The organism is Streptomyces sp. NPDC048718 (genome assembly GCF_043198875.1).
Classification (GTDB): domain Bacteria; phylum Actinomycetota; class Actinomycetes; order Streptomycetales; family Streptomycetaceae; genus Streptomyces.
This window is the reverse complement of the sequence record NZ_JBICVG010000003.1, coordinates 394,174-420,785: the sequence shown is the minus strand read 5'-3', so window position 1 is coordinate 420,785 and position 26,612 is coordinate 394,174. Positions and strand designations below refer to the sequence as shown.

The following is a 26,612-nucleotide window of genomic DNA, read 5'->3' as shown; positions in this document are numbered from 1 at the left end:
ATGCGCAATCCCGTCGGCGGTCATGTCCCCGTGGCCGGCGGCCTCGCCACCACCGGTCTCGGCTACGCGCGCGAACTCGGCGCGGAGACCGTGCAGGTCTTCGTCGCCAATCCGCGCGGCTGGGCCACCCCGGCCGGCAATCCGGCCCAGGACGAGCTGTTCCGGGCCGGCTGCGCGGCCGAGGGCCTGTCGGCGTGGGTGCACGCCCCGTATCTGATCAACTTCGGCTCGCACACCGAGGCCACCGTGGAGAAGTCGGTGGAGTCGATGCGGCACTCGCTGCGCCGCGGCCGGGAGATCGGCGCGAGGGGCGTGGTGGTGCACACCGGCTCCGCGACCGGCGGACGGCCTCGCGCACAGGCGCTGGCGCAGGTACGGGAGCGGATGCTGCCGCTGCTGGACGAGCTGACGCACGACGACGACCCGTTCCTGCTGCTCGAATCGACGGCCGGGCAGGGCTCCTCGCTGTGTTCACGGGCCGAGGACTTCGGGCCGTATTTCGACGCGCTCGACCGGCACCCGAAGCTGGGCATATGCCTGGACACCTGTCATATCTTCGCCGCCGGCCATGATCTGACCGGCCCGGACGGTGCCGCGCGCACGCTGGACGAGCTGGTGTCGGTCATCGGCGAGGGCCGGCTGAAGCTGATCCACGCCAACGACTCGAAGGACGTCGTCGGCGCGCACAAGGACCGGCACGCGAACATCGGCGCGGGGCACATCGGCCAGGAGGCGTTCGGGGAGCTGCTGCGGCACCCGGCCACCGACGGCGTGCCGCTGATCATCGAGACGCCGGGCGGCACGGAGGGGCACAAGGCCGACGTGGAGCTGCTGAAGAAGCTGCGCGGCTGAGCTCCCTGCCCTGGCCCGGGCGAGCCGGGGCAGGTATTCCCCACCCTTGAGGAATACCCAGGGGGGGTATACGGTTCCCGAGGCAGACAGGACCGATATCCGCGTTTTGGGGGCTCCCATGCAGCACGAGCAGCACGCCCACCACGAGCACGAACACGACGAGCACCAGGGACACGAGGGGCACGCGGGGCACCAGGGGCACACGTCCCCCCATGGACCCACCGACCACGGGGGCCATGCGGCCCACGCCGGCCACACCGGGCACGCCGGGCACGCCGGGCACGGGCCCGCCTCCTGGGCCATGGCCGCCCAGGCCACCCTGCACTGCCTCACCGGCTGCGCCATCGGCGAGATACTCGGCATGGTCATCGGCACCGCGTTCGGCTGGGGCAACCTGCCGACGATGATCCTCGCGATCATCCTGGCCTTCGCCTTCGGCTACGCGCTCACCCTGCGCGGCATCCTGAAGGCCGGCCTCGACTTCAAGAGCGCCCTGCCGATCGCGCTCGCCGCCGACACCGTCTCCATCGCCGTCATGGAGATCATCGACAACGGCTTCATCGTCCTGTGGCCGGGAGCCATGGACGCGACCCTGTCCGACGCGCTGTTCTGGATCTCGCTGGCGGCCTCACTGGCGCTCGCCTTCGTCATCACCACACCGGTCAACAAGTGGATGATCGGCCGCGGCAAGGGTCACGCGGTCGTCCACCAGTTCCACTGACCGGACCCGAACGGCCGGACGGCCCCGTCAGAACTCGGGGCCGTCGCCCGGCTCCTCCTGGTACGAGTAGCGCTGCTCCCGCCACGGGTCACCGAGGTTGTGGTAACCGCGCTCCTCCCAGAAGCCCCGCCGGTCGGCGGCCATGTACTCGACGCCCCGCACCCATTTCGGGCCCTTCCAGGCGTACAGGTGCGGCACCACGAGACGCAGCGGGAAGCCGTGCTCGGCGGTGAGCAGCTCGCCGTCCTTGTGGGTGGCGAAGATGGTGCGTTCGGAGGCGAAGTCGGCGAGCCGCATATTGGCGCTGTAGCCGTACTCGGCCCAGACCATCACGTGGGTGACCTGCGGCGCGGGCGGCGCCAGTTCCAGGATCGTCCGGGCGGGCACCCCGCCCCATTCGGACCCGAGCATGCTGAATTTGGTCACGCAGTGCAGATCCGCCACGACGGTGGCGAAGGGCAGCGCGGAGAATTCCTCGTGGTTCCAGCAGTGCTTGTCGCCGTCGGCGGTCGCCCCGAAGACCCGGAAATCCCAGCGGTCCGGCTTGAAGCGGGGCACGGGACCGTAGTGGGTCACCGGCCAGCCGCGCTGTAGCCGCTGCCCCGGCGGGAGCTCCGGCGGAAGCTCCGGCATCGCTGCCGCCGCCGCTGTTTCCCGGCGCGCTCCGCCCTCCTCCGGCTGACCCATGTCACCTATGGTGACAGACCGCGAGGGGTGGTCATGACCAGCCATGCACCGACATCCCTGGAACATCACGACGATCCGGACAACTCCTAGTAAGCGTGAACTTACTGGACGTCACCCCTGCCCGCTTGCGAGGATGCGGCCACCCCGCCCGAGGGCGGCACCGACATGCGTGGAAGGGATCCCGTAGCGATGCAGGGCGACCCCGAGGTCCTTGAATTCCTCAATGAGCAGCTGACCGGCGAACTGACCGCGATCAACCAGTACTGGCTGCACTACCGCATCCAGGACAACAACGGCTGGACGAAACTCGCGAAGTACACGCGCGAGGAGTCCATGGACGAGATGAAGCACGCGGACAAGCTGACCGAGCGCATCCTGATGCTCGACGGCCTGCCCAACTACCAGCGGCTCTTCCACGTCCGGGTGGGACAGACGATCCGGGAGATGTTCGAGGCGGACCGCCAGGTCGAGGTGGAGGCGATCGACCGGCTGAAGCGCGGGATCGAGGTCATGCGGACCAAGGGCGACATCACCTCGGCCAACCTCTTCGAGGACATCCTGGCGGACGAGGAGCACCACATCGACTACCTCGACACCCAGCTGGAGCTGATCGAGTCCCTGGGTGAGGCGCTCTACATCTCGACACTCATCGAGCAGCCGAGCTGATCGAACGAGGGCGTTCTAGGCCGCGTCGGGTACGGCCGCGAGGCGGACCGGCATCCGGGCCGGCACCTGGACGGGAATCCCCGGGATCCCTGTCGACTCCGTCACGTCCGGGGCCTCCGGCATCTCGGGGGTCCCGGCGGCCCGGAGGTCCTCCGGCACCTCGGCCGCGAGCGCCGGATGGCCGCTGTCGAGAAGCTCGCGCCGCGGGCAGGCGCCCCGGCCGAGCAGACCCTGGATCCGGCGGACGCACGAGCCACAGTCCGTGCCCGCCTTGGTGGCCGAGGCGATCCGGCGGGGCGTACAGGCGCCGGCTTCCGCGTGTTGCTTCACCTGCTCCTCGGTGACGCCGAAGCACGAGCACACGTACACGCGGTCCACCTCCCACCGGGGCCGAGATCGATAAGGTAAACCTCACCTTACCTGGCACCCCAGGAGGACAGAAGCCCCGGATACGACAGTGGGGCACGGATCACAACGATCCGTGCCCCACTGCCACACTTCACCCGCTCAGCGAGTCACTCACCGGTCACGCACTGGTGAGTCACCGGTCACTGGTCGCGGTACATCTCCGCCACCAGGAACGCCAGGTCCAGCGACTGGCTGCGGTTGAGCCGCGGGTCGCACGCCGTCTCGTAGCGCTGGTGCAGATCGTCGACGAAGATCTCGTCGCCGCCGCCCACGCACTCGGTGACGTCGTCACCGGTCAGCTCGACGTGGATGCCGCCCGGGTGGGTGCCCAGCGCCTTGTGGACCTCGAAGAAGCCCTTGACCTCGTCGAGCACGTCGTCGAAGCGGCGGGTCTTGTGGCCGGAGGCCGCCTCGAAGGTGTTGCCGTGCATCGGGTCGGTCACCCAGGCGACGGTCGCGCCGGCGGCGGTGACCTTCTCGACCAGCTCGGGCAGCTTGTCGCGGACCTTGTCGGCGCCCATGCGGACGATGAAGGTCAGCCGGCCGGGCTCGCGGTCCGGGTCCAGCCGGTCCACGTACGTCAGCGCGTCCTCGGCCGTCGTCGTCGGGCCGAGCTTGATGCCGATCGGGTTCTGGATCTTCGAGGCGAACTCGATGTGCGCGTGGTCGAGCTGCCGGGTGCGCTCACCGATCCAGACCATGTGGCCGGAGGTGTCGTACAGCTGCCCGGTGCGCGAGTCGGTACGCGTCAGCGCGCCCTCGTAGTCGAGGAGCAGCGCCTCGTGGGAGGCGTAGAACTCCACCGCGCGGAACTCGGCCGGGTCGGTGCCACAGGCCTTCATGAAGTTCAGCGCGTTGTCGATCTCGCGCGCCAGCTGCTCGTAGCGCTGGCCCGACGGGGACGACTTCACGAAGTCCTGGTTCCAGGCGTGCACCTGGCGCAGGTCGGCGTAGCCACCGGTGGTGAAGGCGCGGACCAGGTTCAGCGTGGAGGCGGACGCGTGGTACATCCGCTTCAGCCGCTCGGGGTCCGGAATCCGGGCGCCCTCGGTGAAGTCGAAGCCGTTGACGGAGTCGCCCCGGTAGGTCGGGAGCGTCACCCCGTCGCGGGTCTCGGTGGGCTTGGAGCGGGGCTTGGAGTACTGCCCGGCGATCCGGCCGACCTTCACGACGGGCACGGAGGCCGCGTAGGTGAGGACGGCGCTCATCTGGAGCAGGGTCTTCAGCTTCGCCCGGATCTGCTCGGCGGACACCCCGTCGAAGGCTTCGGCGCAGTCGCCGCCCTGGAGCAGGAACGCCTCGCCACGGGCGACGGCTCCCATCCGGGCGCGCAGCTGGTCGCACTCGCCGGCGAAGACGAGGGGCGGATAGCTCTGGAGCTCCGCGACGACATCGCGCAGCGCCTCGGCATCGGGGTACTCGGGCTGCTGCGCCGCGGGCAGGTCTCGCCAGGTCGCCGGGGTGGCGACGGCGTGGAAATCAGCGTTCACGGTCACGTCTCAACAGTACGGGTACGCGGCGTTCGTCCACGACGGTGACCGAAGGATGAGATGAACGTGACACCTTGTGACCGTTTGGTGCGCTACGATCGGCGCCATGTTCGCGCAAACAGTCCAGAACTGGTGGTGGACCGCTCATCCGGCGGCCCACTGACTGCGCGTTTCCACAGTCCACGCGAAGGCCGCCCGAGGGGCGGCCTTTCTCGTATCCGGGCGCCGCGCCCGGGGGGCCGTTCCTCTTCCGAAGGACCCGCAGGGTCCACCGAAGGAAGGAACACCCGCCATGGATCACTCCCGTCCGCACCCCTCCCCGGCGCTCCCCGATCCCGCCGGTACCTCCGGCCTCCCCGACCCCTCCGGCCTCCTCGACCGTCTCCGGGGCGCCGACTGCCCGCCGTTCGCGCTGCTGCGGCGGCGCGCTCCCGATCAGCACCACGACATCGTCGAGGTGCTGATCGGGCCGGTGCGCGAGGCCGCCCGGCTGGCCGAGCTGCCGGTGGGGCCCCGGCCCGCGCTGGCGCTCGTCCCGTTCCGGCAGATCCGCGAGCGCGGCTTCGATGTCCGCGACGACGGCACCCCACTGTCGGTCCTGGTCGCCGAGGAGGCGTACGAGCTGCCGCTCGACGAGGTCGTCGCCGCGCTGCCGGAGCACCCCGTACGGGTCGAGGACGGCGGGTTCGACATCGACGATCAGGCATATGCCCGGATCGTGCGGCGGGTGATCGACGAGGAGATCGGACGGGGCGAGGGCGCCAACTTCGTCATCCGGCGCACCTTCACCGGCCGAGTCCCGGGCTTCGGCCGGGCCGACGCGCTGGCCCTGTTCCGGCGGCTGCTCGTGGGCGAGCGGGGCGCGTACTGGACCTTCGTCGTGCACACCGGCGAACGCACCCTGGTCGGCGCGAGCCCCGAGGCGCATGTACGGATGTCGGGCGGGACGGTGGTGATGAACCCGATCAGCGGCACCTACCGCTATCCGGCGGGCGCCGCGCCGACGCCCGACGGGCTCCTGGACTTCCTCGCCGACCGCAAGGAGACGGAGGAGCTGTCGATGGTGGTCGACGAGGAGCTGAAGATGATGTGCACGGTCGGCGACCAGGGCGGGGTGGTGATCGGGCCCCGGCTGAAGGAGATGGCGCACCTCGCCCATACGGAGTACGAGCTGCGCGGCCGGTCCACACTCGACGTGCGCGAGGTGCTGCGCGAGACGATGTTCGCGGCGACGGTGACCGGCTCGCCGGTGCAGAACGCCTGCCGGGTGATCGAGCGGTACGAGGCGGACGGCCGCGGCTACTACGCGGGGGCGCTGGCACTGCTGGGCACCGACGCGTCCGGGGCGCAGACGCTGGACTCGCCGATCCTCATCCGTACGGCCGACATCGCGGCGGACGGCACGCTGCGGGTCGCGGTCGGCGCGACGCTCGTCCGGCACTCCGACCCGGCGGGCGAGGTCGCCGAGACCCACGCCAAGGCGGCGGCCGTGCTCACGGCCCTCGGGGTACGGGAGGGCCGGCCGGCGGGCGCCGGCGCCCCGGGAGTGGCCGGGACTCCGGGAGAGGCCGGGGAGCGGCCCCGGCTCGCCGACGATCCCCGGGTGCGGGCCGCGCTCGACGCGCGCCGGGCGGACCTGGCGCCGTTCTGGCTGCGGATGCAGGCCCGGTCGGCCGAACTGTCCGGGCACGCCCTCGTGATCGACGCGGAGGACACCTTCACCGCGATGCTGGCGCATCTGCTGCGCTCCGCCGGCCTGGACGTGTCCGTCCTGCGCTACGACGAGCCGGGGCTGCGGGAACTCGCGCTCGCGCACGAGGGTCCGGTGGTGCTCGGCCCGGGGCCCGGCGACCCGTCGGACGCGGCCGACCCGAAGATGCGCTTCCTGCGCGGCCTCGCGGCGGAGCTGCTGCGCGGGCACCGGTACGGGCTGTTGGGCGTGTGCCTCGGGCACGAGCTGATCGCGGCGGAGCTGGGCCTGGAGATCGTACGCAAGCGGGTCCCGTTCCAGGGGGCGCAGACCCGGATCGATCTGTTCGGGCAGGAACGGACGGTCGGCTTCTACAACAGCTTCACCGCGCGCTGCGACGAGGCGGCGGCGACGGAGCTGGCGCTGCACCGGATCGAGGTCAGCCGGGACCCGGCGAGCGGGGAGGTGCACGCGCTGCGCGGGCCCGGGTTCGCGGGGGTGCAGTTCCACCCGGAGTCGGTGCTGACCCGGGAGGGCGCGGCGATCACCGCCTCACTGCTGGCGGGCGTCCTGGTCTGAGCCCGGCGGACGGGACGCGCGGATGACCGGCCTGTACGGCGGACCGGCCGTGCGGCGCCTCGTCATGACGCCGTCATACCGTCACGGCATCTCGGGGTCGATTCCCGGGGGCGGCTGTCCCGTCGTCCAGACGGGCCGGACCGCCATCCGGGTGAAACGCCACCCTTCGGGGGTGCGCCGGAGCTCTGTCTCGAAACGGCCGCCCACGACCAGGAGGGGATCGGCCCCGCTGCCACGCTCCCGGAGCGTGGCGGCGTGGTGGACATGGGTCATCAGGGCGTCCCAGGAGGCGGTGGCCCGCTCCGTCCCGGCGTCCGGCCCCGGCCCCGGGTCCGGGTCCGCGTCGGAGGCCTGGTCGGTGAGGATTCCGGACGCCATGTGCTGCGTGCGGTCGAAGCGTTCGACCGCCTCCTCCATCGCGCGGACGGCCTCGGGCCCCCGGAAGATCCCGAAGGGGGTCTCCTCGACGATGTCGTCGGTGAAGAAGGCGCGGCCCCAGCCCGCCGTGAACGTCCGTTCGTCCAGGGCCCGGAAGAACCGGTCGACGAGCAGGGTGATCTCGGTGTGATCCCGTGGAGTGGTCATGAGGGGAGTCTGTGACCTCAAGCGAGCTTGAGGTCAAGCCTCGGCGGTCGGCCGCGTGGGAGCGAGGCGCGGGACCAGGACGTTCTCGCCGCGACGGCCGGCCAGGTAGTCGAGGACGTTCCTCACCGTGGTGTCGATGATCTGGCCGACCGCCTCGGCGGTGTAGTACGCCTGGTGCGAGGTGACCAGGACGTTCGGGAAGGTCATCAGCCGGGCGAGGGTGTCGTCCGCGACGCCCGCGAGGGACTTGTCGAGGAAGAAGAGCCCGGCCTCGGCCTCGTAGACATCGAGCCCGACCCCGGTGAAGCGGCCCGCGCGCAGCTCGCCGACCAGGGCCTCGGTGTCGACGAGACCGCCTCGGCTGGAGTTCACCAGGATGGCGTCGTCCTTCATCGACCGCAGGGCCCTGGCGTCGACGAGGTGGTGGGTGTCGGGGAGCAGCGGGACGTGCAGGCTGATCAGATCGGCCTCGGCGAACAGCCGTTCCTTGTCCACGTACGTCATGCCGAGCTGTCGGCAGGCGGGGTTCTCGGCCAGATCCCAGCCGAGCAGCCGCATACCGAAGCCATGGGCGATCCGGGTGAACGCCTCGCCGATCTTGCCCGTGCCGACGACCCCGGCGGTGCGGCCGTGCAGATCGCGGCCCATCAGTCCGTCGAGCCGGAAGTCGAAGTCGCGGGTGCGGATGGAGGCCCGGACGATCCGCCGGTTGACCGCCATGGCCAGGGTCCAGGCGAACTCGGCGACGGAGTACGGGGAGTACGCCGAGACCCGGGCGACGGTGAGTCCCAGGCGCTCGGCCACCTCCAGGTCGATGTTGTTGAAGCCGGTGGAGCGCTGGGCGACCATCTGGGTGCCGCCGGCCGCGAGGGTCTGCAGCACCCGGTGGTCGAGACTGGCGTTGACGCTGGTCGAGACGACCTCGTACCCGGCGGCGATGGGCGCGGTGTCCGCGCTGAGGAAGACATCCAGACAGCGGACCTCGTGATGGCCCGCGAAGGCCCGCTCGATGAGCGGCTTCTCGTCCGCCTGGACGCCGAACGCCAGGATCTCCACAGGCCCTCCGGTTGCTCCGCCGGGTTCCGCCGCCGCTCTTTCACGGGGACCCGGGGGCGTCCACGGATCCCCCACGGCGAATATACGGGCCCGGACAGCTCCTGGCCCGGGGAGCGCGGAGCCGCTCCGGCGCGCCCTCAGGCCTCGTCGAGGCCGCGCTCGATGGCGTACCGGACGAGTTCCACGCGGTTGTGCAGCTGGAGCTTGCCGAGGGTGTTCTGGACGTGGTTCTGCACCGTGCGGTGCGAGATCACGAGCCGTTCGGCGATCTGTTTGTAGCTCAGGCCCTTGGCTACCAGGCGCAGGACCTCGGTCTCCCGGTCGGTGAGCCGGGGCGCGGCCGGCGTGGCGGCGGATCCGGAGGTCCGGGCGGGCGTGGCGGCGAGCCGCCGGTACTCGCCGAGGACCAGACCGGCCAGGCCGGGAGTGAAGACGGGGTCGCCCACGGCGGTACGGCGGACCGCGTCGAGCAGTTCCTCCGTACTGGCCGACTTCAGCAGATAGCCGGTGGCGCCGGACTTCACGGCCTCCAGGACGTCGGCGTGCTCGCCGCTGGCCGACAGGACCAGGACGCGCAGGCGCGGGTCGGCGGCGACCAGTTCCTTGCAGACCCGGACGCCCGGCTTGAGCGGCAGGTTCAGATCGAGGACGAGGACATCGGGGGCAGCGGCGGCGGCCCGGCGGACGGCCTGCTCGCCGTCGCCGGCGGTGGCGACCACGTCCAGGCCCGCCTCGCCGAGGTCGCGGGCGACGGCGTCCCGCCACATCGGGTGGTCGTCGACGACCATGACCCGGATCGGCCGCTCGGACCGGTCCTGTACGGCCGGTCCGGGCTGCCCGGCCGGCGCACCACTCGGCCCCGCGGGTCCGGGCCGGCCGCCGTACCGCCCCGCCGGTCCGGGCTGTGCACCGCCCTGTCCGGCCGATCCGCCGGTGCCGTGCTCCGCCGCCCGAGGCTGCCGCTCGTCCACGTCGCTCATGCCTTCCCCCGTTGTTCCCGCTGGTCACGCTGTTCGTGCTGGTCCCGTGGCGTGCGCGGGACCTTCAGTTCCACTTCGGTGCCCTGACCGGGTACCGAGATCAGTTCGGCGCTGCCGCCGAGGTCCCGCAGTCTGCCCCGGATGGACAGCGCGACGCCCATCCGGCCCTCGCCCTCGGCCTGGGCGAGCCGGCCCTCGGGGATGCCGGGGCCGTCGTCCCGTACGGTCACGATCACCTCGTCGCCCCAGTCCTCGACCAGGATCCAGGCGCGGGCGCCCTCGCCCGCGTGCACCCGTACGTTGTCCAGGGCGGCGCCGACGGCGGCGGCCAGTTCGCGGGCGGCCGAGGCCGCCAGCGGGACGGGGGCGCCGGGATCGGCGAGGGTGATCCGGGCACCGGCGCGCGGGGCGAGCAGCATACGCAGGTCGATCTCGCCGGACTCCCCCGCTCCACCGAGACCCTCCGGCCCCTTTGGACCCGCTGGTCCCTCCCGTCCCTCCGGCGACTCCACGAGCCGGACGACGGCACCCGCCGACTCGTCCTCGGAGACATGGGAGGGACGGACGAGCCCGCCCGCGACCAGGGTGCGCAGCGCGATCTCCTGCTCGCCCGCCATCCGGCCCAGCTCGGCGGCCTCGCCGCCGAGCGCCGTACCGCGCCGCTGCACCATGGCGAGCACCTGGAGCACGCTGTCGTGGATGTCCCGGGCGAGCCGTTCCCGTTCGCGGGTCGCGGCCTCGATCTCCAGGGCGCGGGCCAGGGTCCGTTCGGAGGCGCGGGCGATCTGGACCACGTAGCCGATGCCGATGGAGGCGACCCACACGAGGAGCACGTTGTGCAGGGTGTCCCGGCTGGGATGGGCGCGTTCGACCAGGTTGGCGACGCCGACGAGGGTGGAGGCGACGGCGGCCCAGCGCCAGCCGCCCTTGATCGCGTACGCGAGGACGGCGCCGGCGGTCCATATCGACGGCAGGGTGGGCCCGTCGACGGACTGCGCCTGGAGGTCGGCGACCGGGGTCAGCAGGATGCCGGTGAGGGCGACGGTGAGGTCGGCGGCGAGGAAGCGCTTGGTGCAGCTCGCCGCGTTGGCCACCCGGGGCAGGGTGGCGAGGGTCCATACGGCCAGGACGGCGAGATAGCCGGCGGCGACCGCGGGATGCTCGTAGCGGGCGCGGCCGAAGAAGGCCAGCAGCAGGGCGTAGACCAGGGTGAGGACGCGGTACGCGGCGAGCGCGCGCCACAGCGGTTGTTCGACCGACATGCGCACGACCTGCTCGCGCCTGGCCATCGTCGCCCCCGTCACTCCGTAAGCCCGTAGGCCCGTAGGCCCGTCGCTTCGCCGGTCCGCCGGTCCGCTACCTCGGCCCGTGCGCCCCGGTGCGCGCCCTCGTACGTACCCCCGCACGTACCCCCGTACGTACCCCTGCCGGGGTCAGGCGCCGGAGTCCTCGCGTGCCGCGATCTCTTCCTTCACGGCCTGCTTGGCGGCCTTCTCGGCCTCCGCCATCTGGCGCTTGGCGGCCGTCGCGTAGATGTCCACGTACTCCTGGCCGGACAGCTTCATGATCTCGTACATGACCTCGTCGGTCACCGAGCGCAGGATGAAGCGGTCGCCGTCCATGCCCTGGTAGCGGCTGAAGTCCAGCGGCTTGCCGATCCGGATGCCCGGGCGCATCAGCTTGGGCAGGACCTTGCCGGGCGGCTGGATCTTCTCCGTGTCGATCATGGCGACCGGGATCACCGGCGCGCCGGTGGCGAGCGCCACGCGCGCGAGGCCGCCGGGCTTGCCCCGGTAGAGCCGGCCGTCGGGCGAACGGGTGCCCTCAGGGTAGATGCCGAACAGGCCGCCGTTCTCGATGACCTGGATGCCGGCCTTGATCGCCGCCTCGCCCGCGCCCCGCCCGCCCGAGCGGTCCACCGGGAGCTGGCCGACGCCCTTGAAGAAGGCGGCGGTCAGCCGGCCCTTGACGCCGGGGGTGGTGAAGTACTCGGCCTTGGCGATGAAGGTCACCTTGCGGTCGAGCACCGCGGGCAGGAAGAAGGAGTCGGAGAAGGACAGGTGGTTGCTCGCGAGGATGGCCGGGCCTTCGGCGGGTACGTTCTCCAGGCCCTCGACCCAGGGCCTGAAGGCGAGCTTCAGGGACCCGCCGAGGGAGAACTTCATTGCGCCGTAGATCAACTCTCCATGCCTTCCGTGTGCCGCCGCGCTCCACTGCGCGCCGTCACGACGACTTTATCCCCTGGGCGGCGGGCCGGGCGGCCACAGGCGTCCATGCCCGCCCGCGAACGGCCCTGGTCGGTGTCGGTCCGGTCGCGTACGGTGAAAGCCCTTCTTCGATGTCGAACCCGAACAGGAGACCCCGTGCCGGTCCTTCCTGGAGCCGAGCCGTACCGCCATGAGGGCGGAGAGGTCGGCGTACTCCTCTGTCACGGCTTCACCGGTTCCCCGCAGTCGATGCGCCCCTGGGCCGAGTTCCTGGCCGCGCAGGGGCTGACGGTGTCGCTGCCGCTGCTGCCGGGTCACGGCACCCGCTGGCAGGACATGCAGCTCACGACCTGGCACGACTGGTACGCGGAGGTGGAACGCGCGCTGCTGGAGCTGACCGAGCGCTGCTCGCGGGTCTTCGTCATGGGTCTGTCGATGGGCGGCGCCCTGACCCTGCGGCTCGCGGCGCGGCACGGTGACACGGTCGCCGGGATCGTGCTCGTGAACCCGGGGAACAAGGTCCACGGCCTCGCGGCGAAGGCACTGCCGGTGGTCCGGCACCTGGTGCCGTCCGTCGCGGGTATCGCCAGCGACATCGCGAAGCCGGGCGTGGACGAGGTCGGCTACCCCCGGGTGCCGCTGCACGCGGCGTATTCGCTGCGGCGCTTCTTCCAGGTCGTGGACGGGGAGCTGCCGCAGGTCACCTGTCCCCTGCTGCTTCTGCGCAGCCCGCAGGACCATGTCGTCCCGCCGGCCGACTCGGCTCGGGTGCTCAGCCGGGTGTCGTCGACCGACGTCCGGGAAATCCTGCTGGAACAGAGCTACCACGTGGCGACGTTGGACCATGACGCGGAGCGGATCTTCGAGGAGAGCTGGGCGTTCATGGCCAGGCTCGCTCCCGAAGTGGCAGGCGAGAAGGGAATCGCGAGCGGTGGCTGAGCAGCAGGACGGGGAGCGGGAGCCGCAGCCCATCGACGAGGAGGCTGCCTGGGCGGCGATCGTCGCGGGGTACGGGGAGGAGCCGGCGGACCCGCCGGGGGCACGGCCCTTCCGCCGGGTGGAGGATCTGGCGCTGCCGGACCTGCCCGGGGACGAGGGGACGGCCGGGGGCAAGGGGGCTTCGGGAAGCAAGGGGAACAAGGGAAGCACGGGGACGCCTGGAGACAGGGCGACGCCCGGGACGGCGTCCGGAACGACGTCCGGGACTGCCTCCGGAGCCGCGTCCGGAGCGGATCGGGCGGCTTCGGACGGACGTGAGGACGACGGCCGGAGCAGCGGCGACGGCAAGGGCGAAGGGGCGGAGGGGCGGCCGGAAGGGCGCGCGGACTCCTCCTCGGAGGCGGCGGAGAAGCCGGACAAGTTCCGCCGTCCGGCGGCGCCGGACGAGCCCGGAAAGCCGGCGCTCGGTTCGTCGATCGTGTTCGCGCCGGGCGTGGGGCCGGGCGGCCCCCGGGACTACTCGCCGGCCGAACCCGACGAGGGCCATTTCGTCCCGCCGGAGCCGCCGCCACTGCCGGAGGCCGACACGACGACCAAGTTCGCGTGGCTGGCCGCTGCGGGCGGCCCGGTCCTGATGCTGCTCGCGGTGCTGCTCCAGTGGGACATGACCTGGTGGCTGACCACGCTGTGCGTGGGCGGCTTCCTGGGCGGGTTCGTGACGCTGGTGGCCCGGATGAAGAGCGACGACGAGGACGAGGACGGTTTCGACGACCCGGGCCGGGGCGCGGTCGTCTGATCCTTTCCTTCGATGCCCTCCTCGCGCTGTTCGGTGCCGCGGCGCCTCACGGGCTTCGGACAGCTGCGGCGGCCTCCGGCCACCGACCGTCACCCACCCACCGCAGGGATCCGGACCACCGCCACCAACGGGAGATGATCCGTGGCCGCGCACAGGTCGGCGGGGTCGAGGTCCGGTGGGACACCGCAGGCCAGGAACTCGATGCCCGGGGTGGCGAGGACGGCGTCGATCCGGCGGTCGGGCGCGGTGGCCGGGAAGGTGGCGCCGGTGCCCCAGGGGGCGGCCTCGTGGCCGTCCCGCAGTTCCTTGGTCAGCCGGGTCCAGGCCCGGCCGCCGGGGCGTTCGTTGAGGTCGCCGGCGACGATCGTGTACGGGGTGCCGAGCGCGGCCACCTGGTCGAGGAGCAGGCCCGCCTGGGTGTCGCGCTCGTTCGCGTCCAGGCTCAGATGACAGCTGACGAGCCCCACCCGCGCACCGCCGAAGCGGACGACGGCGGTCGCGAGACCGCGCCGGTGGAGGCCGGGAGTGAGGGGCAGGAGCAGGTCCTCGGCGCGTTCCACGGTGGCGCGCAGCGAGCACAGCAGCAGTGGACCGGCGGCGGTCGCGCCGCCGGTCAGGACGACCAGTTCGCTCTTCGCGGCGAGCCGGGCCGCGTGCTCGCGCCAGCGGAAGAAGCGCGGGGCCTCCTGCACGAAGACCAGATCGGGAGCGCAGGCCCGGATCACCCGGGCGAGGGCGTCCTCGTCGTCGCGCATCGAGCGCACGTTGTAGGAGAGGACCCGGACGACGGCCGAGCCGTCCGGCTCGGTACGGGAGCCGGGCAGACCGGCAAGGGCGTGTTTCGAAAGTAGCTCCGTCCGCCCGGAGGGCGGGGCCTGCGGCGTCTGGTGCACTGCGCTCGCTTCGCTCGCTCCGTCTCGGCGCCTTGATTCATCCTTCGGATGCCGAGCAGCATCGCAAGGCGGAGGATCATCCTCGTACTGGACGTACTTGGATGACTCCGACAACGCAGCGAGTGTGCGTGCCAGGCGTCGCGGGCCAGGAGGGACTTTCGAAACACGCCCCAGGCCGCTCCGCGCGCTGATCGCCATGCCGGTCACGATAGACGGCGTGCCCGCCGCGCCACAGAGGGCACGACGGGCACGAGGGTCGCCCAAGGGGCGCGCGCAGGGGCGCGAGGGTCGTGCGGCGGGGGCGGCGGGGGCGGCGGGGCTCAGCCCTGGCGGGCCAGGTCGGCGGCGCCGACCAGACCGGCCTTGTTGCCGAGCTGCGCGGCGAGGACCTGGGCGTGCGGACGGTGCCGGCCGCCGACCAGCCAGCGCCGGAAGGACTTGCGGATCGGGTCCAGGACCAGCTCGCCCTCGTCGGAGACACCGCCGCCGACGATGAACGCCGAGGGGTCGAAGAGCGACGCCAGGTCCGCGAGACCGGCACCGGCCCAGCGGGCCAGCTCGCGGAAGGAGTCGATGGCGACCGGGTCGCCGGCCCGGGCGGCCTCGCTGATGTGCCGGCCCTGGATGCCCTCCGGGGTGCCGTCGCCGAGGCCGAGGAGCACCTCGGCGTTCTCGGGGGTGGCCAGGGCGCGCTGGCGGGCGTAGCGGACGAGGGCGCGGCCGGAGGCGTACTGCTCCCAGCAGCCCTGGCTGCCGCAGCCGCACAGCAGGCCGTCGGGGACGACCCGGATGTGGCCGAACTCGGCGGCCACGCCGAAACGGCCGCGGCGCAGCTTGTTGCCGATGATGATGCCGCCGCCGAGGCCGGTGCCCAGAGTGATGCAGATGACGTCCTCGTGGCCCTGGCCCGCGCCGAAGCGGTATTCGCCCCAGGCGGCGGCGTTGGCGTCGTTCTCGACGACGACGGGGAGGCCGACGCGCTGTTCGACCTTGTCCTTCAGCGGCTCGTGCCGCCAGTCGATGTTGGGGGCGAACAGAACGGTGGCGCGCTTGTCGTCGACGTAGCCGGCGGCTCCGATGCCGACGGCCTCGATCGAGTGGCCCTTGCCCGCCTCGGAGACGGCGGCGCAGATGGCGTCGACGATGCCCTCGGGGGTGGGCGGCGTGGGCACGGTGTGCGTGCCGAGGATGTTGCCCTCCTCGTCGACCACGCCGGCCGCGATCTTCGTGCCGCCGATGTCGACGCCGATGGTGAGTCCCATGTGTCCCTCAGTTCCGGTGGAGCCCCGCGAAGGATCACCGTACCCGAGGCGGAGGGCCGCTCCGGGCTGCGCGGACGGGCTCAGTCGAGGTCGATGTGCTGCCCGGTCGCGGGGCCGTCGTCGTCCGGCCCACCGGGGCCGTCGGGGCCGTCGCTCCGGCCCCGCGGGCCCGGAGTGCCTTCCGTACCCGAAGTGCCCCGCGTGCTCTTCGTGCCACCCGCACCGCTCTCGGCGCTCTCGCCGCCCTTGTCGGTGTGGACGTCGTGGGGGTTGTCCGTACCGGCCGGGCGGGGCGCGCCCGCCTCGTTGGCCTCGCGGGTGTCGCCGCGGGTCCAGCGGGCCTCGTGGCCCTGGACGGCCGAGCGGTAGGCCGCGAGCAGTTCGCCGCCTGCGGCGGCGAGGTGGTCGAAGACCTGCGGGTTGCGTTCGATGACGGGCTCCACCAGCGCCTTGGCCTGGTGGACGACCTGCTGGACGGTGGCCGCGGCCTGCCCCGCGGCGGCGCCGCCGAGCGTGCCGCCGAAGCTCCCGGAGAGCTTGTCGGCGACGGCCTCGAAGAGCTTGCGGAACTCCTCCGCCGGGGAGCCGGGTTCCTCGCCGCGCCGGGCGCGGCGGCGGGCCTTCTCGGCCTGAAGGTCCTCGGCACACGCCTGGGCCCAGGCGTCCGGGTCGCTCTCGCTCATGGCCTCCTCCTTACGTCTCTACGATCGACGGTACACGCCGGGCGGGCGGCTCCAGGAGGGTGCCGATCCGGCCGTCGCCGCAGCGGTCCGCCGCGCTACGGAATGGATCCGGCCGGATCGAGCCGCGCGGGCCCCAGGCGCCCCGACCCGATCCGCCCCACTCAGCGCGTACCGGCCGGCCAGAGTCCCGGGTCCGGGGCGAAGCGGATCCGCAGGTCGCCGTCGACGAGTCCGGCGCCGGTGACCGTGCAGCGGCGCAGCGCCGCGGGCAGCGGCAGAGCGCGCCGGAACGGGCCGACGGAGAGCAGCAGCTCATCGCCGCGCCGGACCAGGCCGAGACCGTCCTTGACGGCGCCGGGCAGCGGAACGTGCCAGACCAGGATGCCGTCCTCGGCGCGCCGGTCCTCGACGGTCCGTACGGGCGCGGCGGCAAGCCCCGGGCCCCCCGTCCCCGTACCGCCGGTCGTGGCGAGCAGGGCCAGGTCGTCGAGGCCGCGCGGGGCGCGCCCGAGGTGCGGCAGCTCGCGCAGGCCGGGGTGTTCCTCGCGCAGGGCGGCCAGGTGGCGGTGCTGTTCGGCGGCGAGGCCGGCGAACCAGGGGTCAAACGAGCCGGCCGGCAGCACCCGGTTGGCGACGACCGTGTCCAGGGCGAGGCCCTGGAGGGCGAGGCCGAGGCGGGCGGTGCGCAGGGTGCCGGTGGCGGCGGGGCCCGGTTCGAGGACGAGCCGGACGGCGGTGTCCGGGGAGTCGATCACATCCTGGACGGCGGCGAGTTCCGCCTCCCAGCGGGCGGTGGTCTCGTACAGCCACTGCGCGGGCAGGGGTACGCCGGCCAGCTGGGCGAGCATCGGGCGCAGCGCGCGGGCGGCCTGGCGTTCGGCGGGCAGGAGCCGGCGCAGATAGCGGCGGAGCTGCTCGGGCAGGGCGAGCAGGGCGAGGGCCTCGGTGACCGGGGGCAGCTCGACGACGGCGAGGTCCCAGTTCCCGGCGGCGGCGTCACGTACCGCCCGGAGCAGCGCGACCTGTCCGCTGCCGGGCAGTTCGGTCAGCTCGGCCTCCTCGAAGGGGGTGGCGCCGAGCAGGTCGAGCGCGGTCTGCGAACGGTCCTGGAAGCCGAGGAACTCACGCCGGAAGTCGCCGGCGGGGTCGGGGACCAGGAGGTGCAGGCTGCCGGTCCCGGCGCCATGGAACGTTTCGCCGCCGCCGGGAGCGGTGGCCGGGGTGTCCAGCGGGACCGGGTGCGGGCGGCCCGCCGGGGCTCCGGCCCCGCCGGCGAGCAGCCCGACCACGCCGTCCGCCGCGCCGCCGGCCGCTCCCCGGGCCGCGGCGGTGACGAACAGCACCCGCCGGCCCGCCCGGGCCTCGGCGAGCGCGGTGCCCGCGGCCACGGTGCTCCGCCCGGCGCCGCCCGTACCGGTGACAAGAATGATCCGCATGCGCCGAACCGTACCGGCGGCCCTGCCCGGCTCGCGGCCCGGTTCCCCTTCAAAGGCCCTCAGGGCCGTCCGGCCGGTTCCCCGCCGGGGCGGGCCGGGCCTAGCCGGACCGGCTGTGCCGGTAAGGGGCCTCGGGTCACTTCCCGGATTCGACGCGCTTCTTCAGGCCCGCGAGGGCGCGGTCGATGATGACCTTCTCGGCCTTGCGCTTGATCATGCCGAGCATGGGGATCTTGACGTCGACGGTCAGCTGGTACGTGACCTCGGTACGGGAGCCGCCGGCCGCCGGGGCGAGCCGGTAGGAGCCGTCGAGGACGCGGAGCATCTGGGACTTGACCAGCGTCCAGCTGACCTCGTCGGTGCCGGTCCAGGTGTACGCGAGGGTGTGGTCGTCCTTGATGGCGCCGGCGTCCAGGAGCAGCCGGACCTGCTCGGCGCGGCCGGCCGCGTCCGTCTTCAGGACCTCGGCCTCCTTCACCTCGCCGGTCCACTCCGGGTAGCGGGCGAAGTCCGCGATGACGCCCATGACCTCGGCCGGGGCCGCCTCGATCGTGATGCTCGAGCTGGTGTGTTCCGCCATCGCGGGGGCTCCTCGTGTGGACGCGATCCGTGTCTGCCAGCAGGCTATCGCGCCGCCCCCGGGCGCCCGTCACCGCTCCGGCCGAGGGCGGTCACGGCCCGGCCGGCCCCGCGACCGCGGCCGTATCCGGGGCCACGGCGGAAACGGCACCGGGTCCGCCCGCCCCCGCCCACCGGCTCCAGCTCCGGCTCCGGCTCCGGCTCCGGCTCACCACTCCAGCGTCCAGGGACGGCCGGTCGCCGCGAAGTGCCCGACGTTCACGCACTCGGTCGCGCCGATCCGCATCCGGCGCACGAGCGGCTGGTGGACATGGCCGAAGAGGGCGTAGCGCGGCCGGGTCCGGCGCACCGCGTCGAGCAGGGCACGGCTGCCGCGTTCGAAGCGGCGGGCGACGGTGTCGTAGGTCAGTTCCGGCACGTCCGGCGGGATGTGCGAGCAGAGCACGTCGACCTCGCCGAGGGCCTCGACCTTGGCGGCGTACTCCTCGTCGGGGATCTCGTACGGGGTGCGCATGGGGGTGGGCAGACCGCCGCCGACGAAGCCGAAGACGAGACCGCCGATCTCGGCCCGCCCGCCGTCGAGGACGGTGGTACCGGGTCCCGCGTACTCGGGCCACAGGCCGGGCATGTCGACATTTCCGTAGGTGGCGTACGTCGGAGTGGGGAAGGCGGCGAACATTTCGGCGTACTGGCGGCGGACGCCCGCCTCGATGGCCTCGGCGCGGTCGACGCCGAGTCCGGCCCAGAGCCTGCGGCCGAGGTCGCGGGCCTCGTCGAAGCGGCGGGCGGTGCGCAGGGCGACGAGGCGGTCGGCGTTCTCGGCGCCGAAGAGGTCGGGGAAGATGCCTCGGCTGTGGTCGGCGTAGTCGAGGAAGAGCACCAGGTCGCCGAGGCAGACGAGGGCGTCGGCGCCGTCCCCGGCGCGGGCGAGGGCCGCCGTGTTGCCGTGCACATCGCTCACCACGTTGATCCGCATGGGGTCAGGGTAGGGGCCGTACGGCGCGAGGGGACCTCCCCCGAATCGGCCGCTTCCGGCCCGGGGCCGCGCCGGGAATCCCCCGTACCCCCGTGGAATGACCTGCTCCGTTTACCTCCGGAAGCCACCCCGCCACACCCCTCCGGCAGGCGCGACCTGCGGTTACTTGGGAGTCGGGAATGCCGTCGACTACTCTGCGGCCAAGAGCGTCAGGGCGGTGTGACGCATGGAACATCTGGCCAGGACCCCCTATCGGGAACCACGTACTGATGGGTAACGTCCGGGCAGTCCAGTCGTGCTCACCCCCACCCTTGAGCACCTGCCCGATCTTGGACCGCACCGGTGCATCACACAGAGCCGTGGCGCCGGCGCCCGATGAGGAGCAGCAGTCTTGCGCGAGTTCAGCCTTCCGGCTTTGTACGAGGTCCCCGCCGACGGGAATCTGACGGATCTCATCCGCCGGAACGCCGCCCAGCACCCAGATGTCGCCGTTCTGGGGCACAAGGTGGGGGGCACCTGGACCGACGTCACCGCGAAGCAGTTCCTCGCCGAGGTCCGTGGGGTGGCCAAGGGTCTGATCGCCGCGGGCATCGAGACGGGCGACCGGGTCGCCCTGCTGTCCCGCACCCGCTACGAGTGGGTGCTGCTCGACTTCGCCATCTGGAGCGCGGGCGCGGTGACCGTGCCGGTGTACGAGACCAGCTCGCCGGAGCAGATCCAGTGGATCCTCGGCGACTCGGGCGCCGCCCTCGCCTTCGTGGAGAACGCGGGGCACGAGGCCTCGGTGGAGTCGGTACGGGCGAACCTGCCGGCCCTCAAGAGCGTGCGGCAGATCGACGCCGACGCGATCGCGAGCCTCACCGCCGAGGGCGCGGACGTCTCCGACGAGACCCTCGACCAGCGGATGTCGGCGGCCAACGCCGACGACCCGGCGACCATCGTCTACACCTCGGGCACCACCGGCCGCCCCAAGGGTTGCGTGCTGACCCACCGCGCCTTCTTCGCCGAGTGCGGCAACACCGTCGAGCGGCTGAGGCCGCTGTTTCGCACCAACGAGTCCTCGGTGCTGCTGTTCCTGCCGACGGCGCACGTCTTCGGCCGGCTCGTCGAGATCGCCTGTGTGATGGCCCCGGTCAAACTGGGCTGTCTGCCGGACATCAAGAACCTCACCGACGAGCTGGCGGCCTTCCAGCCGACCATGATCCTCGGCGTGCCGCGGGTCTTCGAGAAGGTCTACAACGGGGCGCGCGCCAAGGCGCAGGCCGACGGCAAGGGCAAGATCTTCGACAAGGCCGCCCAGACCTCCATCGCGTACAGCCGCGCGCTGAGCACCCCTCAGGGGCCGGGCCTCGGACTGCGGATCAAGCACAAGATCTTCGACAAGCTCGTCTACACGAAGCTGCGCGCGGTGCTCGGCGGGCGCGGCGAGTACGCGATCTCGGGCGGCGCGCCGCTGGGCGAGCGGCTCGGCCACTTCTTCCGGGGCATCGGCTTCACGGTCCTGGAGGGCTACGGCCTCACCGAGTCGTGCGCGGCGACCGCGTTCAACCCGTGGGACCGGCCGAAGATCGGTACGGTCGGCCAGCCTCTGCCGGGCTCGGTGGTACGGATCGCCGACGACGGCGAGGTGCTGCTGCACGGCGAGCACCTCTTCTCCGGCTACTGGAACAACGAGGCGGCGACGGCCGAGGCGCTGGCCGACGGCTGGTTCCACACCGGTGACATCGGCACCCTCGACGAGGACGGCTACCTCACGATCACCGGCCGCAAGAAGGAGATCCTGGTGACGGCGGGCGGCAAGAACGTCGCCCCGGCCGTCATCGAGGACCGGATCCGGGCCCACGCGCTGGTCGCCGAGTGCATGGTGGTCGGCGACGGGCGGCCGTTCGTCGCCGCGCTCGTCACCCTCGACGAGGATTTCCTGGGCCGCTGGGCGGCCGAGCACGGCAAGCCGGCCGGTGCCACGGCGGCGTCGCTGCGCGACGACCCGGAGCTGCTCGCGGAGGTCCAGCGGGCGGTGGACGACGGCAACGCGGCCGTCTCCAAGGCCGAGTCGGTGCGCAAGTTCCGCATCCTGTCCTCGCAGTTCACGGAGCAGGCGGGGCACATCACCCCGTCGCTGAAGCTGAAGCGCAACGTGGTGGCGAAGGACTTCGCCGACGAGATCGAGGCGATCTACACCGTCTGACGGCCCCTCCTCCCGCACGTAGGGGAAACGCCCCGGCCTGATCAGGCCGGGGCGTTTCCCCTACGTGGCGGGGTTCCAGGGGCCGGGTGCCGGGTGCCGGGGTCACCGCGCGGGCGTCGCCTTCGGCACCGGGCGGACGGGGACGTACCTCTGGGTGTCGAACTCGATGACCACCGGCCGCGGTTCGGAGGCCACGTCTGCCCGCACCCGGTACATGGTCCCGTCCTCGCCGACCCAGTAGCGCACGCTGTCCGCCGTACCGGCCTTGCCGCGGGCGTCCGGGCCGGTCATGATGTCCGTCCGCCGGCCGCGCACCTGGCCGGACCCGATCCACGCGGCGCCGTTCTGCCGGAGAAGCTGGGCGTTGTCCGGGCGGTCGCCGCCCAGGCCGAGGACGATGGCCAGCGCACTGTCCAGGGTGTTGCCGGCCGTCCGCAGCGGACGGTCGTACCAGCCGGTCGCGGGCGGCGACGCCGGCGCGGTCGCCGGGGCGTTCGCCAAGGGGTGGAAACGGACGGTGGCGGCCGTCCACTCGATCAGGCCGTCGCCGGACGCGTCGCGTCCGGTTCCGCGCACCACCCCGTACCCCGTCTTCGCGCGGTAGTCGACGGATCCGGTCACGACCAGCCCGCCGGCCGCGCCCGGCACGGTGATCGTCACCGCGCGGCCTTCCGCTTCGTAGTTACGGAACCGCGCGACCGCCAGCCGGTCGGCCTCGTCCGAGGTCAGCACGCGCCGGGCGACGGGCTCGTCGCCGTCGCCGGCAAGGGCGAACGCGAGGGCCACGGCAGCCGCGACGGCGATGCCCGCGCCCGCTGCCATCCAGCGCGTCCGGGGTCGCTTCGCCCCGTGCCGGTCCGCCGCTCCCCGAGGGAGACCTCGCCTGATCCTTATGCTCCGCACGCGGCGGGATGCTAACAGTCGCCCGGCGGCCCAGCCGGCAAATTCCGCTTTCCGACCTGATTGAACGTCAACTTGTGGGATATTGCGGTCGGTTGCTGTGTCCGTAGGGACATAGGACGACAAAGAGGAGTGCCCGTACATGGCGATTCCAAGACTGGCACGCGTGGGGCTGTCCGGTCTGTTACTGATCGGTGGGGCCACCGGCACCATCGCGACAGGCGCCGGGCAGGCCGGCGCCGCCACCTCCGACGGCACACTGACGGTCCAGGTGCTGCGGGACTTCTTCGGCACCGGCGTGATCAACACGACCATGGACGTGCCGCAGCGGGGGATGAAGGTCGACGTCTTAGACCCGGCCGGTCATCACGTCACCGGCACCACGGACGCCACCGGCAAGGTCGTGCTGCCCCCGTCGGCCGAACTGACCGGTGGCCGGTACCGCGTCGACGTCAGCGTCCCGGCGCCGTACGACCGCTACCTGCGGGCGGCGCCCGCCTCCACCGAGGAGAACCACTTCGACAGCTTCACGTCGTTCGTGGACGTCTCCGAGGGCAAGGACGACTCGGTGATCACCGGGGTCTGGGACGCGGCCGACTACGCGCTGGCGGACACCCGCTACTTCGTACCGGTCCAGACCGGCCCCGGCGCGAGCGACACCCGGGCGCTGGTGGCCTTCGGGACGGACTCCCGCGGCACCTGTCCCGCCGACAAGGCCTGCCCGACCGTGCTCGCCACGCAGGAACAGGTGGGGACGACCACGGGCCTTGCCTATGACAGGTACCGCAAACGGCTGTTCCAGGCGGCGTTCGCCCGGCGGTTCGCCGCGTACGGGCCGGAGGGCGGCGACGCGATCTACACCGTGCCGGCCGACGGCGGCGGCGCCCCGAAGCTGTTCGCGAAGGTGCCGGGCGCCACGGCGACGGCGCACGACAGCGCCAACATGCTCAAGGACGCCGGGTTCACCGACGCGCCGGGCAAGGAGAGCATCGGTGGCCTGGCCCTGTCGGAGGACGGCTCGACGCTGTACGCGGTGAACCTGCTCACCCGCAGCCTGGTCAGCTTCGACGCCACCGGGGCGAGCGCCTCGGCGCCGAAGGCCACGGTGCCGATCCCCGACCCGGGCTGCGCCTCGGCCGGCGACTGGCGGCCGACCGGTCTGGCCGTCCACGACAACACCCTGTACGTCGGCGGCGTGTGCAGCGCGGAGAGCACGCGCAAGCGCGCGGACCTGAAGGCCGTCGTCTCCACGTACGACGGCAAGGAGTTCACCCCCGTACTGGACCATCCGCTGACCGCCGAGCGCGGGGATGTGTTCGTCGGCTTCCCGGACCACGAGGCGTCCCGCTTCTGGAACCCCTGGGACACCCGCCTGGAGACCTGGGACAGCAACGTGGTGGGCGCCACGATGATCGGTCCGCAGCCGGAGCTGGCCAGTATGGCCTTCGCCCGCGACGGTTCGATGATCCTCGGCTTCCGCGACCGGCTCATGGACGTCGCCGGCGGGCTCGACCCGAGGCCCGACAAGAACACCCCGCAGGGCGGCATGGCCGGCGGTGACATCACCATGGCCTGCGCCAAGCCCACCGGCGGGTACGCCTGGGAGGGCACCGAGGGCTGCCCGAACCACGCGACTCCCGCCAACGACGGCTTGGAGGCGGAGGGCGTCGTCGAGTACTTCCCCGGCGACTTCTTCTCCGGCCAGACCACCCCGGCCCCGAACCAGCGCGGGCTGCACCAGGAGACCTCGCTCGGCTCGGTCGCCTACATCCCGCAGCAGCAGTGGGTCATCAGCACCCAGATGGACCCGACCGTCCATGTCAGCACCGCCGGTGCCGGCTTCTACGACGTCGCCACCGGGGCGGGACCGGGCAACGACCCGAACGGCAACGCGTACCAGTTCGTCGACGGAAACGGGTTCGGCAAGGCCGGCGGCCTCGGCGACATCGCGTACGCCGCGGCGAACGCGCCGATCCAGATCGGCAACGTGGTCTGGTTCGACGGTGACCACAACGGCATCCAGGACCCCGGGCACGTGCTGCTGCCGGGCGCCACGATCGACCTGCTGGACGCCGACGGCAAGCAGGTCGCCACGACCAGGACCGACGCCGCGGGCGAGTACTACTTCGGCGGGGTCGGCGCGGCGTACGAGCTCACGCCGGGCGCCGACTACACCGTGCGGTTCAACGTGTGTACGGCGGACACCAGCCAGGTGCCCGGCAAGCCGGCGGCCACCGATCTGCGCTTCACGCTCCCGAGGGCCGGTGACGACCGGGCGCACGACTCCAATGTGACGCCGCCGACCACCGGGCAGCTGTGCGACGGAACCGCGCCGGTCACGGCACCCGCGAAGGCGGGAGAGGTCGACCACACGATCGACGCCGGCGTGTACATCCCCGAGGAGACCCCTCCTACCCCCACCCCGACCCCGACGACCTCGGTGCCGCCGACCAGCACCCCGCCGACGCCGGCACCGCCGACCTCCGCGGCGCCGCTTCCCCCCGGCCCGGTCCCGAACGGCGGCGACTCGGGCTCCCTCGCCCACACGGGCACGTCCGGTACGGGCCTGTACCTCGCCCTCACCACCCTGCTGGTCGGCGCGGGCGCGGCCGTCGTCTTCATGACCCGTAAGCGCCGCTCCAGGCTCCACTGATCACCCACGACCGCTGACGGACATCAGCGGGTACCCCTGCGACGGGCCGGTGCGACGCGCCGGCCCGTCGTCGTGACCGCTCGCGGACGCGGTGCGGCGGAGTACCTCCGGAGGCCGGGCGGACAAGGCCCACCACTGAAGACGCTAAAGCAGCTCGCGCAGCCGCTCCGCCAGCAGGTCCCAGCGCCAGCGGTCCTCGACCCACTCCCGGCCGCGCGCGCCCATCCGCGCGCGCAGCTCCGGGTCGAGCAGCAGCGTGGCGACCCGGTCGGCGGTCTCCTCGGCGCTGCCGCCGCGCACCACCCAGCCGGTCTCGCCGTCGAGGACGGCGTCCGGCGCGCCGCCCGAGTCGCCCGCGACGACCGGCAGACCGGTCGCGGACGCCTCCAGGTAGACGATGCCGAGGCCCTCGACGTCCAGGCCGCCGCGCCGGGTACGGCACGGCATGGCGAAGACGTCGCCCGCCCCGTAGTGCGCGGGCAGTTCCTCCCACGGCACGGCGCCGGTGAACCGTACGGAGCCGGCCACGCCGGTGCGGTCCGCGAGCCGGCGCAGGTCCTGCTCGTAGGGGCCGCCGCCGACGATCAGCAGGACCGCGCCCGGGACCCGGCGCAGGATCTCGGGCATGGCGAGGATCAGGGTGTCCTGGCCCTTGCGCGGGACGAGCCGCGAGACGCACACGACCACCGGCCGGTCGGTGAGCCCGAGCCGCTCGCGGATCTCGGCGCCGCCGGAGCCGGGATGGAAGGTCTTCTCGTCGACACCCGGCGGGAGCTGCGTCATGCGCGCCGCGGCGGCCGGGGTGAGCGCCGAGGCGATCCGGGACCGGGTGTACTCGCCGAGGTAGGTGATCGTGTCCGTACCCTCGCCGATCCGCCGCAGCAGCTGCCGGGCGGCCGGCAGCTGGGCCCAGCCCGCCTCGTGCCCGTGTGTGGTGGCGACGATCCGGCGGGCGCCCGCGCGCCGCAGCGCCGGGGCCATCAGGCCGAGCGGGGCGGCGGCGCCGAACCACACCGACGTACAGCCGTGCTCGCGCAGCAGCGCCGTCGCCCGGGCCGTGACGCGGGGGGTCGGCAGCAGCATGGTGGTGCGATCGCGGATCACCGTGAAAGGCTGTTCGAGGTCGAACGCGGCGGTCGCCTCCTTCCCCTCGTCGCTCCGCTTCCACGTGGAGGCGTAGACCACGACCCGCTCGGGGTCGAGACGCAGCGCCATGTTGTGCAGGAATGCCTGGATTCCGCCAGGCCGTGGCGGAAAGTCGTTGGTTACGATCAGGGTCTTGTGCATCGTGGCCGACAGTACCGCGCGCATACGCCGGGCCCGGCACCAGGCCGCGTCCGGAAAGTCCCGCCCCACCGCGCCCGCGGACCGACAGGACAGGAACAG

At 72.5% G+C, this 26,612-nt stretch carries 25 protein-coding genes; 9 read left to right on the top strand and 16 right to left on the bottom strand.

Going from position 1 to position 26,612, the window contains the following annotated elements:
* The gene (locus ACGFRB_RS07525) at positions 1–852 is read left to right on the top strand and encodes a deoxyribonuclease IV (RefSeq protein ID WP_393240239.1); all 852 of its coding nucleotides are present in this window, start codon (positions 1–3) and stop codon (positions 850–852) included.
* 118 nt (positions 853–970) lie between these two features.
* Positions 971–1,573, top strand: a complete 603-nt coding sequence (locus ACGFRB_RS07520; protein WP_393240236.1) for a DUF4396 domain-containing protein — start codon at positions 971–973, stop codon at positions 1,571–1,573.
* Positions 1,574–1,600: 27 nt separating this feature from the next.
* Here ACGFRB_RS07520 and ACGFRB_RS07515 read toward each other — a convergent pair whose 3' ends face one another.
* Complete coding sequence (locus tag ACGFRB_RS07515; RefSeq protein WP_393240233.1) at positions 1,601–2,260, bottom strand: sulfite oxidase-like oxidoreductase; 660 nt, start codon at positions 2,258–2,260, stop codon at positions 1,601–1,603.
* Positions 2,261–2,449: 189 nt separating this feature from the next.
* Between ACGFRB_RS07515 and bfr the strand changes: the two genes are divergently transcribed.
* Entirely contained in the window at positions 2,450–2,926 is a 477-nt protein-coding gene (gene bfr / locus ACGFRB_RS07510; RefSeq protein ID WP_363011551.1) for a bacterioferritin, read from the top strand.
* 15 nt (positions 2,927–2,941) lie between these two features.
* Here bfr and ACGFRB_RS07505 read toward each other — a convergent pair whose 3' ends face one another.
* Together ACGFRB_RS07505 and ACGFRB_RS07500 are read right to left on the bottom strand one after the other, a co-directional pair.
* A complete protein-coding gene (locus ACGFRB_RS07505) occupies positions 2,942–3,295 on the bottom strand; it encodes a bacterioferritin-associated ferredoxin (protein WP_393240230.1) in 354 nt (117 codons plus the stop codon).
* 179 nt (positions 3,296–3,474) lie between these two features.
* Positions 3,475–4,830, bottom strand: coding sequence for a class II 3-deoxy-7-phosphoheptulonate synthase (locus ACGFRB_RS07500; RefSeq protein ID WP_361228250.1), 1,356 nt, complete (start codon positions 4,828–4,830; stop codon positions 3,475–3,477).
* A 100-nt stretch (positions 4,831–4,930) separates the two neighbouring features.
* On the opposite strand from ACGFRB_RS07500, the gene ACGFRB_RS07495 reads away from it, so the two are divergent.
* Together ACGFRB_RS07495 and ACGFRB_RS07490 are read left to right on the top strand one after the other, a co-directional pair.
* Entirely contained in the window at positions 4,931–4,987 is a 57-nt protein-coding gene (locus tag ACGFRB_RS07495; protein WP_359875241.1) for a trp operon leader peptide, read from the top strand.
* A 129-nt stretch (positions 4,988–5,116) separates the two neighbouring features.
* Positions 5,117–7,093, top strand: coding sequence for an anthranilate synthase family protein (locus tag ACGFRB_RS07490; protein WP_393240226.1), 1,977 nt, complete (start codon positions 5,117–5,119; stop codon positions 7,091–7,093).
* Positions 7,094–7,174: 81 nt separating this feature from the next.
* On the opposite strand, the gene ACGFRB_RS07485 is transcribed toward ACGFRB_RS07490, so the two are convergent.
* The 5 genes from ACGFRB_RS07485 to ACGFRB_RS07465 all read right to left on the bottom strand — a co-directional run bounded on the left by ACGFRB_RS07485 (position 7,175) and on the right by ACGFRB_RS07465 (position 11,894).
* On the bottom strand, positions 7,175–7,678 hold the full coding sequence (locus tag ACGFRB_RS07485) for a nuclear transport factor 2 family protein (RefSeq protein WP_393240223.1): 504 nt from the start codon (positions 7,676–7,678) through the stop codon (positions 7,175–7,177).
* Positions 7,679–7,711: 33 nt separating this feature from the next.
* Positions 7,712–8,734, bottom strand: coding sequence for a 2-hydroxyacid dehydrogenase (locus tag ACGFRB_RS07480; RefSeq protein WP_393240220.1), 1,023 nt, complete (start codon positions 8,732–8,734; stop codon positions 7,712–7,714).
* 137 nt (positions 8,735–8,871) lie between these two features.
* On the bottom strand, positions 8,872–9,522 hold the full coding sequence (locus ACGFRB_RS07475; RefSeq protein WP_363011633.1) for a response regulator transcription factor: 651 nt from the start codon (positions 9,520–9,522) through the stop codon (positions 8,872–8,874).
* Between the two features lie 188 nt (positions 9,523–9,710).
* On the bottom strand, positions 9,711–11,003 hold the full coding sequence (gene macS / locus ACGFRB_RS07470) for a MacS family sensor histidine kinase (RefSeq protein ID WP_393240217.1): 1,293 nt from the start codon (positions 11,001–11,003) through the stop codon (positions 9,711–9,713).
* Positions 11,004–11,147: 144 nt separating this feature from the next.
* The gene (locus tag ACGFRB_RS07465; protein WP_363011564.1) at positions 11,148–11,894 is read right to left on the bottom strand and encodes a lysophospholipid acyltransferase family protein; all 747 of its coding nucleotides are present in this window, start codon (positions 11,892–11,894) and stop codon (positions 11,148–11,150) included.
* Between the two features lie 183 nt (positions 11,895–12,077).
* Here ACGFRB_RS07465 and ACGFRB_RS07460 point away from each other — a divergent pair, with 183 nt between their 5' ends.
* Positions 12,078–12,860, top strand: coding sequence for an alpha/beta hydrolase (locus ACGFRB_RS07460; RefSeq protein WP_393240213.1), 783 nt, complete (start codon positions 12,078–12,080; stop codon positions 12,858–12,860).
* Positions 12,853–13,656, top strand: coding sequence for a hypothetical protein (locus ACGFRB_RS07455; RefSeq protein ID WP_393240210.1), 804 nt, complete (start codon positions 12,853–12,855; stop codon positions 13,654–13,656). The genes ACGFRB_RS07460 and ACGFRB_RS07455 overlap by 8 nt, the downstream gene beginning before the upstream one ends.
* 89 nt (positions 13,657–13,745) lie before the next feature.
* Here ACGFRB_RS07455 and ACGFRB_RS07450 read toward each other — a convergent pair whose 3' ends face one another.
* The 6 genes from ACGFRB_RS07450 to ACGFRB_RS07425 form a co-directional block, all read right to left on the bottom strand.
* Entirely contained in the window at positions 13,746–14,549 is an 804-nt protein-coding gene (locus ACGFRB_RS07450; RefSeq protein WP_393240208.1) for an endonuclease/exonuclease/phosphatase family protein, read from the bottom strand.
* A 320-nt stretch (positions 14,550–14,869) separates the two neighbouring features.
* The gene (locus ACGFRB_RS07445; protein WP_361228223.1) at positions 14,870–15,811 is read right to left on the bottom strand and encodes an ROK family glucokinase; all 942 of its coding nucleotides are present in this window, start codon (positions 15,809–15,811) and stop codon (positions 14,870–14,872) included.
* An 80-nt stretch (positions 15,812–15,891) separates the two neighbouring features.
* Complete coding sequence (locus ACGFRB_RS07440) at positions 15,892–16,494, bottom strand: DUF5304 domain-containing protein (protein WP_393240204.1); 603 nt, start codon at positions 16,492–16,494, stop codon at positions 15,892–15,894.
* A gap of 161 nt (positions 16,495–16,655) precedes the next feature.
* A complete protein-coding gene (locus ACGFRB_RS07435) occupies positions 16,656–17,930 on the bottom strand; it encodes an ArsA family ATPase (protein WP_393240201.1) in 1,275 nt (424 codons plus the stop codon).
* A gap of 136 nt (positions 17,931–18,066) precedes the next feature.
* On the bottom strand, positions 18,067–18,510 hold the full coding sequence (locus ACGFRB_RS07430; protein WP_361228217.1) for an SRPBCC family protein: 444 nt from the start codon (positions 18,508–18,510) through the stop codon (positions 18,067–18,069).
* 207 nt (positions 18,511–18,717) lie between these two features.
* Positions 18,718–19,485, bottom strand: coding sequence for a metallophosphoesterase (locus ACGFRB_RS07425; RefSeq protein ID WP_363011575.1), 768 nt, complete (start codon positions 19,483–19,485; stop codon positions 18,718–18,720).
* 391 nt (positions 19,486–19,876) lie between these two features.
* Here ACGFRB_RS07425 and ACGFRB_RS07420 point away from each other — a divergent pair, with 391 nt between their 5' ends.
* Positions 19,877–21,673, top strand: a complete 1,797-nt coding sequence (locus tag ACGFRB_RS07420) for an AMP-dependent synthetase/ligase (RefSeq protein WP_393240197.1) — start codon at positions 19,877–19,879, stop codon at positions 21,671–21,673.
* Between the two features lie 102 nt (positions 21,674–21,775).
* Here ACGFRB_RS07420 and ACGFRB_RS07415 read toward each other — a convergent pair whose 3' ends face one another.
* Positions 21,776–22,495 carry a hypothetical protein gene (locus ACGFRB_RS07415; protein WP_393240194.1) on the bottom strand — a complete coding sequence of 240 codons (720 nt, stop codon included), beginning with the start codon at positions 22,493–22,495 and terminating at the stop codon, positions 21,776–21,778.
* 220 nt (positions 22,496–22,715) lie between these two features.
* On the opposite strand from ACGFRB_RS07415, the gene ACGFRB_RS07410 reads away from it, so the two are divergent.
* Positions 22,716–25,226 carry an SdrD B-like domain-containing protein gene (locus ACGFRB_RS07410; protein ID WP_393240191.1) on the top strand — a complete coding sequence of 837 codons (2,511 nt, stop codon included), beginning with the start codon at positions 22,716–22,718 and terminating at the stop codon, positions 25,224–25,226.
* Positions 25,227–25,370: 144 nt separating this feature from the next.
* Here ACGFRB_RS07410 and ACGFRB_RS07405 read toward each other — a convergent pair whose 3' ends face one another.
* On the bottom strand, positions 25,371–26,513 hold the full coding sequence (locus tag ACGFRB_RS07405; RefSeq protein WP_393240188.1) for a glycosyltransferase family 4 protein: 1,143 nt from the start codon (positions 26,511–26,513) through the stop codon (positions 25,371–25,373).
* Between the last annotated feature and the right edge of the window lie 99 nt (positions 26,514–26,612).